The sequence below is a fragment of the Streptomyces sp. NPDC001093 genome, assembly GCF_040298985.1.
GTDB lineage: Bacteria > Actinomycetota > Actinomycetes > Streptomycetales > Streptomycetaceae > Streptomyces.
Map to the genome: position 1 here is coordinate 1 of NZ_JBEPBF010000182.1, position 15703 is coordinate 15703.

Annotated in this window: 9 protein-coding genes and 1 pseudogene; 8 read left to right on the forward strand and 2 right to left on the reverse strand. The window is 72.5% G+C overall.

The genetic code is table 11. From position 1 onward, the window contains the following. Positions 1-35: 35 nt before the first annotated feature. Positions 36-1646, reverse strand: coding sequence for an AAA family ATPase (locus ABT288_RS45810; protein WP_351621771.1), 1611 nt, complete (start codon positions 1644-1646; stop codon positions 36-38). A 249-nt stretch (positions 1647-1895) separates the two neighbouring features. Between ABT288_RS45810 and ABT288_RS45815 the strand changes: the two genes are divergently transcribed. The 6 genes from ABT288_RS45815 (at position 1896) to ABT288_RS45840 (ending at position 12379) form a co-directional block, all read left to right on the forward strand. Then, complete coding sequence (locus ABT288_RS45815) at positions 1896-4172, forward strand: TOMM precursor leader peptide-binding protein (protein ID WP_351621774.1); 2277 nt, start codon at positions 1896-1898, stop codon at positions 4170-4172. A 21-nt stretch (positions 4173-4193) separates the two neighbouring features. Beyond that, complete coding sequence (locus tag ABT288_RS45820) at positions 4194-5834, forward strand: SagB family peptide dehydrogenase (RefSeq protein ID WP_351621777.1); 1641 nt, start codon at positions 4194-4196, stop codon at positions 5832-5834. Positions 5835-5856: 22 nt separating this feature from the next. Next, positions 5857-6669 carry an HlyD family efflux transporter periplasmic adaptor subunit gene (locus ABT288_RS45825; RefSeq protein ID WP_351621780.1) on the forward strand — a complete coding sequence of 271 codons (813 nt, stop codon included), beginning with the start codon at positions 5857-5859 and terminating at the stop codon, positions 6667-6669. Between the two features lie 25 nt (positions 6670-6694). Next, positions 6695-8965 carry an NHLP family bacteriocin export ABC transporter peptidase/permease/ATPase subunit gene (locus ABT288_RS45830; RefSeq protein WP_351621783.1) on the forward strand — a complete coding sequence of 757 codons (2271 nt, stop codon included), beginning with the start codon at positions 6695-6697 and terminating at the stop codon, positions 8963-8965. Beyond that, a complete protein-coding gene (locus ABT288_RS45835) occupies positions 8962-11961 on the forward strand; it encodes an NHLP bacteriocin export ABC transporter permease/ATPase subunit (protein WP_351621785.1) in 3000 nt (999 codons plus the stop codon). The genes ABT288_RS45830 and ABT288_RS45835 overlap by 4 nt, the downstream gene beginning before the upstream one ends. Before the next feature lie 67 nt (positions 11962-12028). Then, the gene (locus ABT288_RS45840; protein WP_351621787.1) at positions 12029-12379 is read left to right on the forward strand and encodes a YciI family protein; all 351 of its coding nucleotides are present in this window, start codon (positions 12029-12031) and stop codon (positions 12377-12379) included. A gap of 77 nt (positions 12380-12456) precedes the next feature. On the opposite strand, the gene ABT288_RS45845 is transcribed toward ABT288_RS45840, so the two are convergent. Next, a complete protein-coding gene (locus tag ABT288_RS45845; protein WP_351621790.1) occupies positions 12457-12840 on the reverse strand; it encodes a hypothetical protein in 384 nt (127 codons plus the stop codon). Positions 12841-13436: 596 nt separating this feature from the next. On the opposite strand from ABT288_RS45845, the gene ABT288_RS45850 reads away from it, so the two are divergent. Beyond that, positions 13437-14804, forward strand: a complete 1368-nt coding sequence (locus ABT288_RS45850; protein WP_351621793.1) for an alpha/beta hydrolase family protein — start codon at positions 13437-13439, stop codon at positions 14802-14804. Positions 14805-15050: 246 nt separating this feature from the next. Then, positions 15051-15703: pseudogene (locus ABT288_RS45855) on the forward strand (HAMP domain-containing protein); the annotation flags it as partial.

Below are 15703 nucleotides of genomic sequence, written 5' to 3' on the forward strand. Positions count from 1 at the left end.
CGCCGTACACACATCCGACTCCCTGGTCGCCGACGTCATGCAGCAGCTGGCCGAGACGTTCGCCGAGCATCGGCGGTGCGCCGTCCGGTGAGGACCGCCTGTGCCGCGAGCGGCAGCAGCAGCTCGCCCGCCGGGTCCTCGGTGGCGGCCAGTGCGCCCGCCGCCTCCGCGAACGGCACCGCGGCTCCGGCGGCGGTGAGCGCCAGCAACGGATGGGCGAAGGGCAGCAGCAGCCGGGCCCGTTCGACCGGGTCGGCGGCCGCCGCGAGACCGGCGGCGTACCGGGCGCAGACGGCCGGGTCGCGGTGCAGCTCGACGGTGCCCAGCTGCACGGTGAGCGACTGGATCAGCGCGGGATCCGTCGCCTCGGCGAGCGCGCGCTGCAGATAGCAGGCCGCGTCGTCCAGCCGTCCGTCGGCGGCCGCTTCCCTGGCGGCCGCCCGCAGGACCGGCAGCGCCCAGTCCAGGCCGGTGGTGCCGGACGACATCAGATGCTCGGCGACCCGGCCCGCGGGTGCGCCGAGCCGGACCAGCAGGGCCGCGGCCCGCTCGTGCAGCGCGACCAGGACGCGCGGATCGGTGCGGGCCAGCACGGCCGTGCGGACCAGCTCATGGCGGAAGGTCTCCGGCGGGCCGGGGTCGATCAGGTCGGTGCGCCGCAGCGCCTCGCGGGCCTCGTCGGCCAGCAGGTCTCCCTGGCCGGCCAGGAGCGCGGCGGTGGCCAGGTCCGCGCCGGGGCCGAGCACGGCGAGGGAGGTGAGCAGCTCCATCGCCCGTGGACGGCTGCTGCGCAGCCAGCTGAGCGTGGTGTCGGCGAGGGTCGCGGCGCCGATCCGCAGCACCGCGTCCATGTCGGGCGCGCCGGGTGACGTACGGGCGTCCAGCAGCCGGGCCGTCAGCTCCTGGAGGACCAGGGGGTTCCCCCGCGAGAGGTCGTGGCAGACGGAGGCCAGCTCCGGGTCGACCGGCGCACCGAACGCCGAGCTCACCCGCTCGGCCACGCAGCTGTCGCAGAGCGGTCCCGGGGTGACGGTGCGGGTGTGGCCGAGCACGCCGAGGTCGGCGGTGAGCGGGTCGGCGGCCTCGGCGGCGGTGGTGGCGAGGAGCGCCACGGGAAGGCCGTCGAGCCGGCGGGCGAGGTAGGAGAACCACTGCCGGGACGCGTCGTCCGCCAGGTGCAGATCGTCGATCGCCATCACCACCGGGGTGCGGGTGGTGAGGGAACGGGCGGCGTGGAAGAGGTTGTTCAGCACATGGTGCCGGCCGTTTCCGGATTCCGTGCCGGAGGCGTTCGGTTCGACGACCGGGAGAGCCTCCGCGAGGTATCCGCCGGGGGATTCCGCGGGGAATTCCGACGGCTGCGCCCGTTCCGACCGGTCCGGTCGGCCGGGCCCGTTCATGAAGGGGTCGAAAAGCTGGCGGACGACGCCGTAAGGAAAGTCACGTTCGTTGTCGTGGCACCGCGCCCGCAGCACCACGGCGTTGGCGGGTGTCCGGCCCAGCGCGGCGCGCAGCAGCGCGGTCTTCCCGATTCCCCGCGGCCCCTGGATCAGCACCACGGCGGGCCGTCCGGCCCCCGCCTCGTCGAGTGCCCGGCCCAGTTCCCCCAGTTCCCGCTCGCGATGCAACAAACTGCCTGCCGACAACGTGTCCCCCCATTGTCCCGTCGGCACACCAGTATCGCGCACCCGACCACGCTGTCAACGCGCGGCAGGATACGTATTCGCCTACGTACTGGGGGCGTCGAATACGTAATGAGCGCCGATACGTAGGGATTGCCGGGCGCCGAATTTGCAGTATGTACAGGGGTTTTGACACGTGTTCGAATGCCCGGAGGGTATTTCACCGCTCAACCGGCGGAGACAGCAGAACTCGTGAACACGGGGGGATGACGCATGGAACGGCCGCGGCTCAAGGCCCATTTCCTGAGCGAAGTGGTGGACGGAAAGGTCTTCCTGCTCGGCGAGGGTCAGGACTATCTGGTCCCGGGAGCCGCCGCCGTGCGTCTCCTGCCGTACCTGGACGGCCGGCGCACCGTCGCCGAGATCCTGCAGGAGCTCGGGGGCAGTGTGCCGCTCGGCCAGGTGCTGACCGCGCTGCGGCGTTACGAGGCCGCCGGGCACCTCGCCGAGGGCCGCCCCGACCTGCCCGAGGACGTGCTGGCCTACTGGGACGCCCAGGGCGTCGACCCGGCCGCCGTACAGACCGCCCTGGCCCGCACCGAGCTTCTGGTCCTGGCCCTCGGGGGGACCTCGGCCACTCCGGTGGTCGAGGCGCTGCACGCGACCGGTCTGCGGGCCCGCGCGGTGGACGAGGCCGGGGCGTTGGCCGCCGGTGCGGACACCCTGGTCGTCGCGCTGGCCGACGACTACCTCGACCCGGCGCTGGAACGGCTCAACACCGCCCGGCTGGCCGACGAACGCCCCTGGCTGCTCGCCAAGCCGACCGGCACCAGCCCCTGGCTCGGCCCGCTGCTGCGCCCGGGCGTCACCGGCTGCTGGACGTGCATGGCGCAGCGGATCAGCGGCAACCGGCAGGTCGAGCGCTACCTGGCCGGCAAGCGCGGCCAGACCACCCCGTCCCACCCGACGCGCGCGGCCATCCCGGCCGGCCCGGCCATGCTCGGGCAGCTGCTGGCGGCGGCGACGGCGAAGTTCCTGGCGAGCGGCTCCTCCGCCGCGCTGGAAGGGCTGATGGTCACGTGGGACCTGGCCACCCTGCAGACCGCCGAGCACACCCTGGTCCGCCAGCCGCAGTGCCCGAGCTGCGGCGACCCCGGCCTGATCGCCGAGCGCAGCCCCAAGGTGGTGCTGTCGCCGAGCCCGGCCGGGCACACGACCGACGGCGGATACCGCGTCCAGGCACCGCAGTTCACCTACGACCGGCTGAAGCACCACATCAGCCCGCACCTGGGTGCCATCACCCGCCTCGGCGCGCATGACGACACCGGCAACGGCATCACCTACAGCTTCACGGCCGGCCACAACTTCGCGATGGTCAACGACAACATGGACCTGCTGCGCCGCAACATGCGCGGCCAGAGCGGCGGCAAGGGCCGTTCGGAGATCCAGGCCAAGGTCAGCGCCGTCTGCGAGGCGATCGAGCGCTACTCGGCGGTCTGGCGCGGCGAGGAGCCCGTGGTGCGCGCCGCCTACCGGGATCTCGACCCGGACACCGCCGTCCACATGGACCGTCTGCTGCTGTTCTCCCAGGCCCAGTTCGAGGGCCGCGCCGAATGGAACGCGCAGCCCGCGCACCGGCTGCACCTGGTGCCGGACCCCTTCCCGGCCGAGGCCGCACTCGACTGGTCGCGCGCCTGGTCGCTCACTCACGACGCCGAGCGGCTGATCCCCTCCGGCTACGCCTGGTACGGCCACCCCGACCTGGCACGGCACTTCTACTGCGTCGGCGACTCCAACGGCTGCGCCAGCGGCAACACCCTGGAGGAAGCGATTCTGCAGGGGTTCTGCGAGGTCGTGGAGCGGGACGCGGTGGCGTTGTGGTGGTACAACCGGCTGCCGCGGCCCGCGTTCGACCTGGACTCGCTGAACGACCCCTACGTGCGGACCATGCGCGACTTCTACGCCTCGGTCGACCGTGAGCTGTGGGTCCTGGACATCACCTCCGACCTGGGCGTGCCCACCTTCGCGGCCGTCTCCCGGCGCAGGCACGACGTCGAGGACATCATGGTCGGCTTCGGGGCGCACCCGGATGCGCGGATCGCCGCGATCCGCGCGCTCACCGAGGTCAACCAGTTCCTTCCGTTCGTGGACCGCCGCGACGACAGCGGCGCCACCCTGTACCGGACGGACGACCCGGAGACCCTGGAATGGTGCCGGACGGCCACCGTCGCCCAGGAGCCCTGGCTGCTCCCGGCCCAGGACCTGGCGCCCACCGTCGTCACCGACTTCGCTCCGCCCGCCGGCGACGACCTGGCCGACCATGTGCGGGACTGCGTGGAGCGCGCGCGGGCCCGCGGCATCGAGATCATCGTGCTCGACCAGAGCCGGCCCGACCTGGACCTCAGCGTGGTCAAGGTGATCGCCCCCGGCATGCGCCACTTCTGGCGCCGGCTGGCTCCCGGGCGGCTCTACGACGTGCCGGTCGAGCAGGGCTGGCTGGCCACCGCGCACACCGAGGAGCAGCTCAACCCGAAGAACGTCTTCTTCTAGAACGGGCCGGGAAACCCAGAGATGACCGCAGAGACGTCCGCCGCGCAGACCGCGGCACAGATGACCGCTGCCCGGACCGGTGCGGAAGCCGGTGCCCAGACCGGTGCGCAGACGGCCCCCGCATCGACGCCCCCCGCATCGACGACCGCCGGCCTCGCCGCCCCCACGGCGACCGGGACCGGCACCGCCCGGGTGGTCCGCCGCGTCCGGCTGCGCCGCGACGCCGTCTGCGAGCCGGCGCCGGCCGCCGCCCGCACGGTCCGGCTCACCGCCCCCGTCGGCTCGCTGAACCTGCCGGACCTGTCCGCCGGAGCCCGTGAGGCGGTGGCCGCGCTGGCCTTCGCAGAGCACACCGAGGAGGATCTAGGCGCCCTGGTGGCCGCCCGGGACGGCGAGACGGGGCTGCTGCGCTGGCAGCTGACCTTCCGCCGGCTCGGCATGGCCGGAATGCTCGAGACCTCCGTCCACCTGGTGTCGGGGGCCGCCGACGAGCCGCTGGCCCGCCTGCGGCCGATCGGCCGGGGCGCCGCCCTGCCGGGGCCCGTACCCGACCCCACCCGGCAGGTGAAGCTCTCCCGCTTCGCCACCGCCGGGGCCGAGGACGGCGCGCTGGTGGTCCGGGCGCCGGGCAGTGCGCTGGCCGTGGAGCTGGGCACCGGGGCGGCGGGGCTGCTTCCCGGGCTCGCCGGATGGACCAGCCCCGCCGCGCTCGCGCAGCTGCCGGGCGGGCTCACCCTCGACGCCGTACGCCAGGTCCTCCGGCTGTTCGACGTGGCCGGGCTGCTGGCGTACGGCTCGGCCGGGCAGGAACCGGAGGCGACCGAGCGGCGGTTCGTCCAGTGGTCGGCTCTGGACCTGATGTTCCACTCCCGCACCAGGCGGCCCTCGACGGTGGCCGGGTACGGCGGCACATACCGCTTCGGCGACCGTTTCGCGCCCGAGCCCGCCTCTCCCCCGCCCTTTCCCGGCGAGAAGGTCGCGCTGGCCGTTCCGGATCTCGCCGCGCTCGCCCGTACGGACAGGCCGCTCACCGAGGTGCTGGAGCAGCGCCGTTCGGTCCGCGACCACGACGAGCAGTCGCCGCTGACCGTGGACCGGCTCGGTGAGCTGCTCTACCGCACCATGCGCCGCCGGCAGACCTTCACCGGCGGCGACCGCCAGGAGCACGCCGACCGCCCGTACCCGAGCGGCGGCGCGGTGCACGAGCTCGAGGTCTATCCGCTGGTGACCCAGTGCGCGGGCCTGAAGCCGGGGCTGTGGCACTACGCGACCGACCGGCATGAGCTGGAGCTGGTCGCCGAGCCGGGCCCGGCCACCGCGGCGCTGGTCTCCGGTGCCCGCGAGTCCGCCCTGATGACGGCCGATCCCCAGGTGGTGCTGCTGGTCACCGCCCGTTTCGGCCGGGTGATGTGGAAGTACGAGACGGTCGCCTATCCGCTGATCCTCAAGCACGTCGGCGTGCTCTACCAGACCTTCTATCTGGTCGGCACCGCGATGGACCTCGCGGTCTGCGGCCTCGGCGGAGGCGACGCGGCCGACTTCGCCGCGGCCAGCGGTCTGGACTTCTTCACCGAGGGCACGGTCGGTGAACTGATCGTCGGCAGCAGGCCCGTGACGCTGCGTCAGGACATCGGCGTGCCACGAAGAGAGCCCAAGAGATGACATCCCGAGGAGGGGATCGGCGATGAAGTTCCGTTTCAAGGCTCTGCAGCGGATGCGGGAGCCGGACGAGCTCGACTCCCCGACCTTGCTGGCCGCGCCTCGCGGCTGGATCGCGCTGTTCGTCGTCCTGATCACCATGAGCGCGGCACTGCTGTGGACCTTCGCCGGCCGGATCCCGATCACCGTGGACGCGCCCGGCCTGCTCACCCGTCCCAGCGGCACCGCGGTGATCCAGAGCCAGTACGCCGGGATGGTGCACTCCGTCCTGACACGGCCCGCCGACCGTGTCCGGCCGGGGCAGACGGTGATCAAGGTGCAGGACACCCAGGGCCGTCTGCGGGAGATCACCAGCCCCTTCGGCGGGCAGGTGGTCGGGCTGTCGGTCACCGACGGACAGGTGGTCGCGCCGGGCTCGCCCGTCGCCTCCGTCGAGCGCACCGACGACGCGCGGGACCGGATGGTCGCGATGGTCTTCGTCCCCGCCACCCGCGCGGCCGGACTGCGCCGTGGCGACCTCGTGGACCTCTCGGTGTCCACCGCGCCGGCCGGCGCCTTCGGCCTGCTGCGCGGAAGGATCAGCTCGATCAGCCCGTACGTGCTCACCAGGGAGGCCGTGTCGGGCCTGGTCGGCGGGGAACTGGCGGCCCAGCCCTATCTGCACGGGGCACCGCCGCGGCTGGTGGTGGTGGACCTGATTCCCGACGCGTCGACCCGGACCGGCTTCGCCTGGACCTCGCAGAGCGGTCCGCCGATGCCGCTGAGCACCCAGGTATCGGTCACCGCGACGATCAACGTGGGCCGGCAGACGCCGTTCGACCTGATTCTCGGCCGCTGAGGGGGGCGCTGCGATGACATCCACGATGCCTGAGACCCGGCGGGACGCGCCGGGTGCGGGCTCCGGCGGCACCCCCGGACACGGCGGGCGCCGTACCGGAAGCCGCCGGGGACCGCGGCCCCGCCGCTGGCGGCACGCCGTTCCCACCGTCCTGCAGATGGAATCGGTGGAGTGCGGCGCGGCCAGCCTGGCCATGATCCTCGCCTACCACGGCCGCCACGTACCGCTGGAGGACCTGCGCGGCGTGTGCGGGGTGTCCCGGGACGGCGCCCGCGCGTCCACGCTGCTCTCCGCCGCCCGCAGCTTCGGCCTGACGGCCCGCGGCTACCAGACGGAGGCCGACCGGCTGCGCGACCTGACCGGCCCGGTGATCATCTTCTGGGCCTTCCAGCACTTCATGGTGGTCGAGGGGATCCGCACCCGGTACGGCCGCACCGTCGTCGCGGTCAACGACCCGGCGAGCGGGCCGCGGCTGATGGAGTGGGACGAGTTCGACTCCGGCTTCACCGGGATCGTGCTGTCCTTCGACAAGGGCCCGGACTTCCGGCCCGGAGGCAGCAGGAGCGGGGTCGGGCGCGCCCTGCTGGAGCGCCGGCTGCCGACCGGCCGGGCGATGCCGCTGGTTCTGCTGGCCAGTGTGCTGCTGGTGATCCCGGGCATCGCGATCCCCGCGTACACCCGGGTCTTCATCGACCGGGTACTGGCCGGCAGCGGGAGCGGCTATCTCTTCCCGCTGCTGGCCGCCATGACCCTGACCTCGGTCGCGGTCTTCATCCTCACCTCGGTGCAGCGGCACTACCTGCTGCGGCTGGAGATCCGGATGGGGCTGGTGAGCTCGGCCCGGTTCTTCCGCCATCTGCTGCGGCTGCCCGTGGACTTCTTCCTGCAGCGGCGCCCCGCCGAAGTGGCCAAGCGGGTGGCCGGCAACGACACGGTCGCCGAGATCCTCTCCCGGGACCTCGCACTGACCGTGATCAACCTGGGTCTGGTGCTCTTCTACGCGGCGGTCCTGATCCGCTACGACGTCCTGCTCGGGGTGATCGGGGTGGGCATGGCGCTGCTCAACGTCGTCGTGCTGCACGCCGTGTCACGCGCCCGGACGGACGCGGTGGCCGCCCTGCGCACGGACCGCGGCAATCTGACGGCGACCACCTTCACCACCCTGTCGCTGATCGAGACGGTCAAGGCGACCGGCGCCGAACCCGAGGCCTTCAGCCGCTGGGCCGGCTTCCTGGCCAAGGTGGTCTCCGCCAAGCAGAAGCTCGGCATCCCCAGCGCGGTGCTCACCGTGGTGCCCCCGATGCTGGCCGCCCTCAACAGCGGTCTCATCCTGCTGGTGGGCGGGCAGCGGGTGGTGGACGGAGCGATGAGCGTGGGCCTGCTGGTCTCGTTCCAGACGCTGCTGTCCGCGCTCAGCCGCCCCGTCGCCCAACTGACCAACCTGGGCGGCCGGTTGCAGGACGTCACGGCCGACATCAAGCGGCTGTACGACGTCGAGCGCTACCCGGTGGCCGCCTGCTTCGCCACCGCCGACCCCCCGGCCACCGCCAAACTCGACGGCACGCTGGAGTTCGAGCACGTCAGCTTCAGCTACAGCCCGCTGTCGGAACCGGTGATCAAGGACCTGAGCCTGACGGTGGTGCCGGGCCGCCGGGTCGCCGTGGTCGGCGGCTCGGGCAGCGGAAAGTCCACCCTGGGCCGGCTGCTGACCGGGCTCTACGCCCCCGGCGAGGGACAGATCCTGCTCGACGGCAGACCCCGCGAGGAGATCTCGCGCACCGTGCTGGCCGCCTCGCTCGCCTATGTCGACCAGGACATCTCGCTCTTCGAGGGCACCGTCCGCGACAACCTGACGCTGTGGAACGACGACGTGTCCGACGAGGCGGTCACCGCGGCGCTGCGCGACGCGGCCGTCTTCGACACCGTGATGACCCGGCCCGGCGGTGTCCACAGCCCGGTCCTGGAGGGCGGCCGCAACTTCAGCGGCGGACAGCGCCAGCGCCTGGAGCTGGCCAGAGCACTCGCCACGGAGCCCACCCTGCTGGTGCTGGACGAGGCGACCAGCGCGCTCGACCCGGAGACCGAGCGCACCATCATGGACAACCTGCGCCGACGGGGCTGCGCCTGCCTGATCATCGCCCACCGGCTCTCCACGGTCCGCGACGCCGACGAGATCGTCGTGCTGCAGCAGGGCCGGATCGTCGAACGAGGCACCCACGAGGAGCTGCTGGCGCTGGGCGGCCACTACACCGCCCTCATCGAGTCCTCGCGACGCGAGGAGGAGGACGAGCTGTGAGTACCGCCGTCACCGGCAACACCCTGGTCACCGGCGGCGCCCCCGCCGCCGGCAGCGCCTTCGCCGCGTTCTTCACCGAGGCGGCCGAACCGGTGGACCAGCAGGCGGATCGCTACCTGGTCCTGGACGACCCGGGCCGGATGCTGCTCGTGCTGACCGGAGCCGTCGACCTGTTCGCGGTCCGGCTGGGCGACCGGGAACCCAGCGGCCGTTGGCACTTCCTGTGCCGGATCGAGGCCGGCACCCTGCTCCCCGGCGCACCCGCCGGCCCGCTGCACGGCATCGTGGCCCGGCCGGTGCTCGGCGCCGAGGTCTCCTTCCTGGCCACCGCCTGGACCGAGGGACTCGCGGCACTGGGACACCCGTGCGGTACCGCGGCCGGTGCCGCCGCCCGGGCCCTGCCCCCGTCCGCACAGCAGCAGGCCGTGGACCAGTTCCTGGGCGGTCTCGCCAAGGGCATCACGGCACTCGCCGGCGCCCTGCGCGACACCCTGCCGCCGCGTGAGTTCACCCCGCTGGCCACCACCGGGCCCACCGCGCTCCGGAAGGGACAGGCGCTCCGCTCGGTGGACGGGGTGCGGTGGGTGCGGATCGAGGACGGCACCGTCGAGCTGCCCGAGGGGGCGGACGGCGAGCTCACCGCGGGAGCGGACGTCTGCCTCACCGAGCGGGACTGGCTCGTCGCGAGCAGCGCCGCCACCGTCCGCGCCCGTTCGCTGCCCGAACTGCTCGACGGGGGCGAGCTGTTCGAGCGGCTTCAGACGCACTGCGGCCGGCTGCTCTACACCGTGGACCGCCGGGTCGAGACCCGGCGCGCAGCCGAGACCGAACTGCTCGCCGCCCGCCGGGAGCGCGACGCCGGCACCCTGGCGCACTCCGCACGCGGCTTCGAGTCCGTCCTGCACGACACGTCCTCGCGGGTCCGCATCGGTGACGCCGCCGGCGACCCGCCGACCCTCGCGGCGGCCCGCCTGGTCGCCGGTCACCAGGGCTTCACCGTCAGGGCGCCGGTGGCGGCGGGCGGCCACGACCGGAACCTGGACGAGCTCCAGGCCATCGCCCTCGCCTCGGGCGTCCGCACCCGTACCGTCCGGCTCGACGGCCGCTGGTGGCGCGGGGACCTGGGCCCCATGGTCGGCTACCGCAAGGTCGGCGGCGACGCGGTCGCGCTGCTCCCGGTGAGCGGCCGCTACGTCCTGGCCGAGAACGGCACGGTCACCCCGCTCACCCCCGAGCTCGCCGGCGAGCTGCAGAACAGGGCGACGGTGCTCTACCGGCCGCTGCCGCTCACCGTCCGCACGGTCGGCGGGCTGCTGCGCTGGGGGATGCGCAACAACCGGCGCGATCTGTGGATGTTCGCGGGGATGGCCACGATGATCTCGGTGATCGGGCTGCTGGTCCCGGTGATGACGGGTGCGGTGCTCGGCACCTTCGTGGCCCACGCCCAGCGCAGCCTGATCACCGAGGGTGCGGTGGTGGTGATCGGCTCCGCGATGGCCGTCGCCGCCCTCTCGGTGGTGCAGAACATCGCCGTGCTGCGCATCGAGAGCCGCTCGACCGCCGCCATGCAGGTGGGAGTGTGGACCCGGCTGCTCTCGCTGCCCGCGTCGTTCTTCTCCGGCTACTCCACCGGCGAGCTGGGGACGACCGTGCTGGGTGTCAGCGCGGCGCAGGAGACGCTGTCGGGGATGACGACCACGGCGACCCTCGGGTTGCTCACCGGCCTGGCCAACCTGGTGCTGGTCTACTTCTACGATCTGCGGCTGGCGGGCCTGGCGACCGCGCTGGTGCTGTTCGGCGTCGGCTTCGGGCTGCTCGCCGGCCGGCTGGAGGTCCGCTGGCAGCGGCGGCTCTACACACACGAGCAGGCGATGTCCGCGCGCGTCTTCCAACTGCTCACCGCCGTACCGAAACTGCGGGTGACCGCGGCCGAGGACCGGGTGTTCGGGGTGTGGGCGGCGGAGTTCGGCAAGGGGCGGGGCCTGGCCGCCTCCGCACGCCGGATCCAGAACGCCGTCACGACCTTCAACTCCGGCTTTCCCCTGGTGTGTTCGGTGGTCATCTTCGGAGTGATCGCCGGCCCGCTGGGCGGCGACGTCCCGATCCCGGTCTTCCTCTCCTTCTTCACCGCGTTCAATCTGCTCATCGCGTCGAGCCTGCAGTTCACCTCGGCGGCGGTCACCGCCCTGGGCGTGGTGCCGATGCTGGAGCGGCTGCGGCCGATCCTCGAGGGCCGGCCGGAGGTGGACGACACCAAGGCGGACCCGGGCGACCTGTCCGGCCGGCTGGGCCTGAGCCATGTCACCTTCCGCTACGGCCAGGACGGCCCGGCCGCCCTGCAGGACGTCACGCTGACCATCGAGCCCGGGGAGTTCGTGGCGATCGTGGGACCCTCCGGCAGCGGCAAGTCGACGGTGCTGCGGCTGCTGCTCGGCTTCGAGCGGCCGGAGAGCGGGACGGTGCTCTACGACGGACAGGACCTGGGCGAGCTGGAGGTCTCGGCGGTACGCCGGCAGTGCGGCGTGGTGCTGCAGCACGGGGCGCTGCTGGCCGGGGACATCAAGGCCAACATCGTCGGCAGCACCAACCACACCCTGGACGACGCCTGGGCGGCGGCCGAGATGGCCGGGATCGACAAGGACATCGCGGCCATGCCGATGGGCATGAACACCGTGCTCTCGGAGGGCACCAGCACCCTCAGCGGCGGCCAGCGCCAGCGCCTGATGATCGCCCGCGCGCTGGTCTCCCGGCCCCGCATCGTCTTCTTCGACGAGGCCACCAGCGCGCTGGACAACCCGACACAGCGCCTGGTCACCGAGAGCACCCGGCGCCTGAACGCCACCCGGGTGGTGATCGCGCACCGGCTCTCCACGGTCGCCGAAGCCGACCGGATCATCGTCATGGACCAGGGCCGGGTCGTCCAGCAGGGCCGGTACGAGGAACTGCTCGCCGACCGCGACGGGCTCTTCGCCCGCCTGGCGAGCCGTCAGATGTAGCCGGTACGGAGGAGCCGACCGGTAAGACCGCCGGGAACCCGGTGCACCGCCAGAAGAGGGGACTGACATGGAATTCGCGCTGCTGGTCTTCGGGCAGGAGACGGACTGGGACCGGATGACCCCGCAGGAGCGCGAGGAGCGCTTCACCGCCAACCGCGCGTACGGCCGCGCGATGGCGGAGGCCGGCGTCCGGATCGTCTACGGCGCACGGCTCGCCCGCCCGGCCTCCGCCGAGCACGAGGGGCGCGCCGGCGAAGGGGTGCTGGAGGTCGGCGGACTGTGGGTCATCGACGTCCCCTCCGAGGAGGAGGCGCTGAGCTGGGCGGAACGGATGCCGCTCAGCGAGGCGGGCCGGGTGGAGGTCCGCCGCTGCGACGGCCCACCGCGAAACCGTGCCTCGGCCCGGCCGCCGGCCTGACCCTGCCCGGATCCCATGGAGCACCTCGGTGGCCCGCAGGCCCGGGCCGCCGAGCCCAAGAAGCCGTGCGGCGAACCCTAGTTGTCCTCATCCCGGTCATCCCGGTCGTCCTTCTCACCCCGCGCACTCGACGACGGCTTGGCAATGATGACTCGCCCGGGATTGCCGTTCCTCCCCCTCAGGCCGGGACGGCCCCTCCTGCCAGGACGGCCGTCATGCCCGCGCCGCCCCGGTCGGCCTGTCGGGCCGGTGGGGCCGGGCGGACCAGAGGGGCCCGAGGGGCCGACCAAGCCGGACTTGATGCCGGTCCCCTGGAGGTCGATGCCCCGCGACTGGAGTTCGTCGAGCCGCTGTTGATGGCCGACGAGCGCAGCCGACTGCGCGACGAGCAGGACAGTCAGCACTGCGCCGAGCACAAGGCGGCGCCGCGGGCCACGCAGAGCCTCGTTCACGCTGTTCACATCACTCCTCACGCTGTATGACACCGAAAAAGCAAGTCGGGCGCCGCAGTTCGCCGGGGTGCTGTCCGCAACCGACCGAGGGGCTAGCCCGACGCCGGCGGGCAGACGGCGTCCTTCCCGTCCGTCCCGTCCTTCCCGGAACGGCCTTCAGCCCCGTTCTGACCGTCCTGTCCGTCTTTCCCATCCTTGCCCGGCGGGCCGATGGGACCGGGAGGACCGGAAGGACCGGGAGGGCCGGACGGAGCGGCCTGGAGGCGCTCCTGGAGGCCGACGGGCTGTGTCTGCAGATCGTCGATCCACTTCTGCTGGGCGATGAGCGCAGCCGACTGCACCACGAGCGCGACGGTCAGCACTGCGCCGAGCACTAGGGGGCGCCGCGGACCACGCAAGGCTTCAATCACGCTTCTCACATCGTTCCTCACTCTGTGTGACGGCGACGAAAGTGTAAATCAGAAAGGCTTTGAAATGGCGGACCCCCACGCCGGTGCGCGAAGTCGGCGGTATCAAGGGGAGCGTGGGTCCGCACGCCGCTGCGGCGGTACGGTGTGCGGCAGTCGATCGCCCGTTCTGCGATCGCCGACCACCAAGGGGGTTCCATGAAACACCGCCGCCCGCGCCACCGTCGCAGAGCGATAGCCAGAGCGGTCGGTACGGCGGGTGCGCTGGCCGTCGCCCTGGGTGCGGGGATGACGCCGGCGATGGCCGCCGGAAAGACGTCCGCCAAGCCCGCGGCCACCGGGTTCTCGCCCGACCAGCCCGACCACCCCGACCAGCCCGGCCAGAACGCTCCCTGGGCGCCCGAGAACGACGAGGCGCCGCTGCACCACAAGCCCGTACACCCCGAGGCCCTCGCGTCCGGCCGCACGGACGCGTCCGGTCTCCAGCTCAACATGCCCGCGCCGACCGGACCGTACAGCGTGGGCATGGTCGGCCTGCACCTCGTCGACAACTCCCGTACGGATCCGTACGTGTTCGGCAACACTCCTCGCGAGTTGATGGTGTCGCTCTTCTATCCGGCCACCGCCACGTCCGGGCACTACCAGGCGCCGTGGATGCCGTCGATCTCCGGCGCCCACTTCCTCGCCTCGCGCGGGCTGTCGCCGCAGGAGGTGACCCTGCCGAGGACGGCGGGCCATGTCCTCGCCCCGGTGAACACCAAGCTCGGCAAGCTGCCCGTCCTGCTGTACTCGACCGGGCTGCACTCGGACCGCGCGATGGGCACCGCCCACGCCCAGGATCTCGCCAGCCGCGGCTACCTCGTGGTCATGGTCGACCACACCCACGACGCCAACGAGGTGCAGTTCCCCGGCAACCGGCTCGAGGTCAACACGATGCCGGCGGGCGCCCACTCCTCCGACACGCTCAAGGTGCGCGCGGCCGACATCCGGTTCGTCATCAACCAGCTCGGCACGATCAGCAAGGGCGGCAACCCGGACCCCGGCCACCCCACGCTCCCCACCGGGCTGTCGGGCGCCGTGGACATGTCCCGGATCGGGATGTTCGGCTGGTCGCTGGGCGGCGGGGCGGTCGACACCGCCATGCAGCTCGACCACCGCATCGCCGCCGGTGCCGACCTGGACGGCCAGTTCTTCGGGACGGCGCCGAGCAAGGACCTGGACCGCCCCTTCATGCTGTTCAGCTCCGGCACCCACAACCGCAACAACGACGGGTCGTGGCGCACGCTGTGGTCGCATCTGAAGGGTTACCGGGTCGACGTCCAGCTCCATGGCGCGGCGCACCTGTCGTTCAGCGACAACGAGTGGATGGTGCCGCAGGAGGCGGGCCTGCTCGGGCTCTCCCAGGAGCAGCTCCAGCAGCAGTTCGGCACGATCGATCCCGGCAGAGCGGTCAAGGTCCAGTGCGACTACCTGGCCGCCTTCTTCGACCAGGAGCTGCGCCACCAGCACAGCAGCCTGCTCGACGGCCCCAACCAGAAGTACCCGGAGATCTCCTTCGTCCGCTGACCGGACATGCGCAAGGCGGGCCCCGCGACCCTGTGTGCGGGGCCCCACGCGCACCTATGTCACACCTACGTCACAGGGGCGAAGGTGTGATGGTTATGTGATCGCATGAGGCTAAAGTGTTCACTCTATCGAACACTCGGGCGCTCGGCGCCAATTGAGGAAGGACCCGCTGCCCTGCCCTCCGCACCCCGGGCGCCGCGCCGGCACCGCCTCCGCCGCCGCGCCGATATGCCGATGCTTGGCGGGGTGCGCCCGCCGATAGCCGCACTCGTCGTACTCCTGCTGGTGGTCGCCGCCCTGACCGTGATCGGCCTCGACGGCGTACACGCCGAGCGGGTGCCGCAGGCCGTGCTGAACGGCGAGCAGCAGATCGCCGCGGACACCGCCCAGTCGGTGCGCACCGCGATCGACGTCGAGGCGAGCACCGTACGCCGTACGGCCAACGCGTACCCGGCGACGAGCGCGTCGACCCCCACGACCGCGCTCAAAGCGCTGACCTCCACCAGGAAGGCGGTCCTCGGCAAGGCGCTGCTCGACCCGCGCACCGGCAGACTGCTGGCGGCCGGCGGCAAACCGGTGCCGCTGGCCGGGGTGGACGTCCCCAGGGCGGCGTCCGGCCACGGGTCGATCCCGCCCCGGCTGGTGACCTCGGGCGGCACGCGGCAACTGCTGTACTTCGCCCGGGTCACGCTGCCCGCGCAGCAGGAGGACGCCAACCAGGACCAGAACCAGACCCCGAGCCGGTCCGACCGGCAATGGCTGCTGGTGGTCTGCGAGACGCTCCCCGCCCTCACGACGTACGGCGACGGCCGCACCGCCGAGGTGCTGGACGCGCGCGGCACGGCGCTCGCCACCACGGCCCACGCCCCGGCCTCGCCGCCCGCCGCCGACAGCGGACT

Excerpts from the sequence above, each read along its gene's own strand:
- ABT288_RS45815 (WP_351621774.1), top strand. The coding sequence starts at position 1,896 with ATGGAACGGCCGCGGCTCAAGGCCCATTTCCTGAGCGAAGTGGTGGAC.
- ABT288_RS45820 (WP_351621777.1), top strand. The coding sequence starts at position 4,194 with ATGACCGCAGAGACGTCCGCCGCGCAGACCGCGGCACAGATGACCGCT.
- ABT288_RS45825 (WP_351621780.1), top strand. The coding sequence starts at position 5,857 with ATGAAGTTCCGTTTCAAGGCTCTGCAGCGGATGCGGGAGCCGGACGAG.
- ABT288_RS45830 (WP_351621783.1), top strand. The coding sequence starts at position 6,695 with ATGCCTGAGACCCGGCGGGACGCGCCGGGTGCGGGCTCCGGCGGCACC.
- ABT288_RS45840 (WP_351621787.1), top strand. The coding sequence starts at position 12,029 with ATGGAATTCGCGCTGCTGGTCTTCGGGCAGGAGACGGACTGGGACCGG.
- ABT288_RS45850 (WP_351621793.1), top strand. The coding sequence starts at position 13,437 with ATGAAACACCGCCGCCCGCGCCACCGTCGCAGAGCGATAGCCAGAGCG.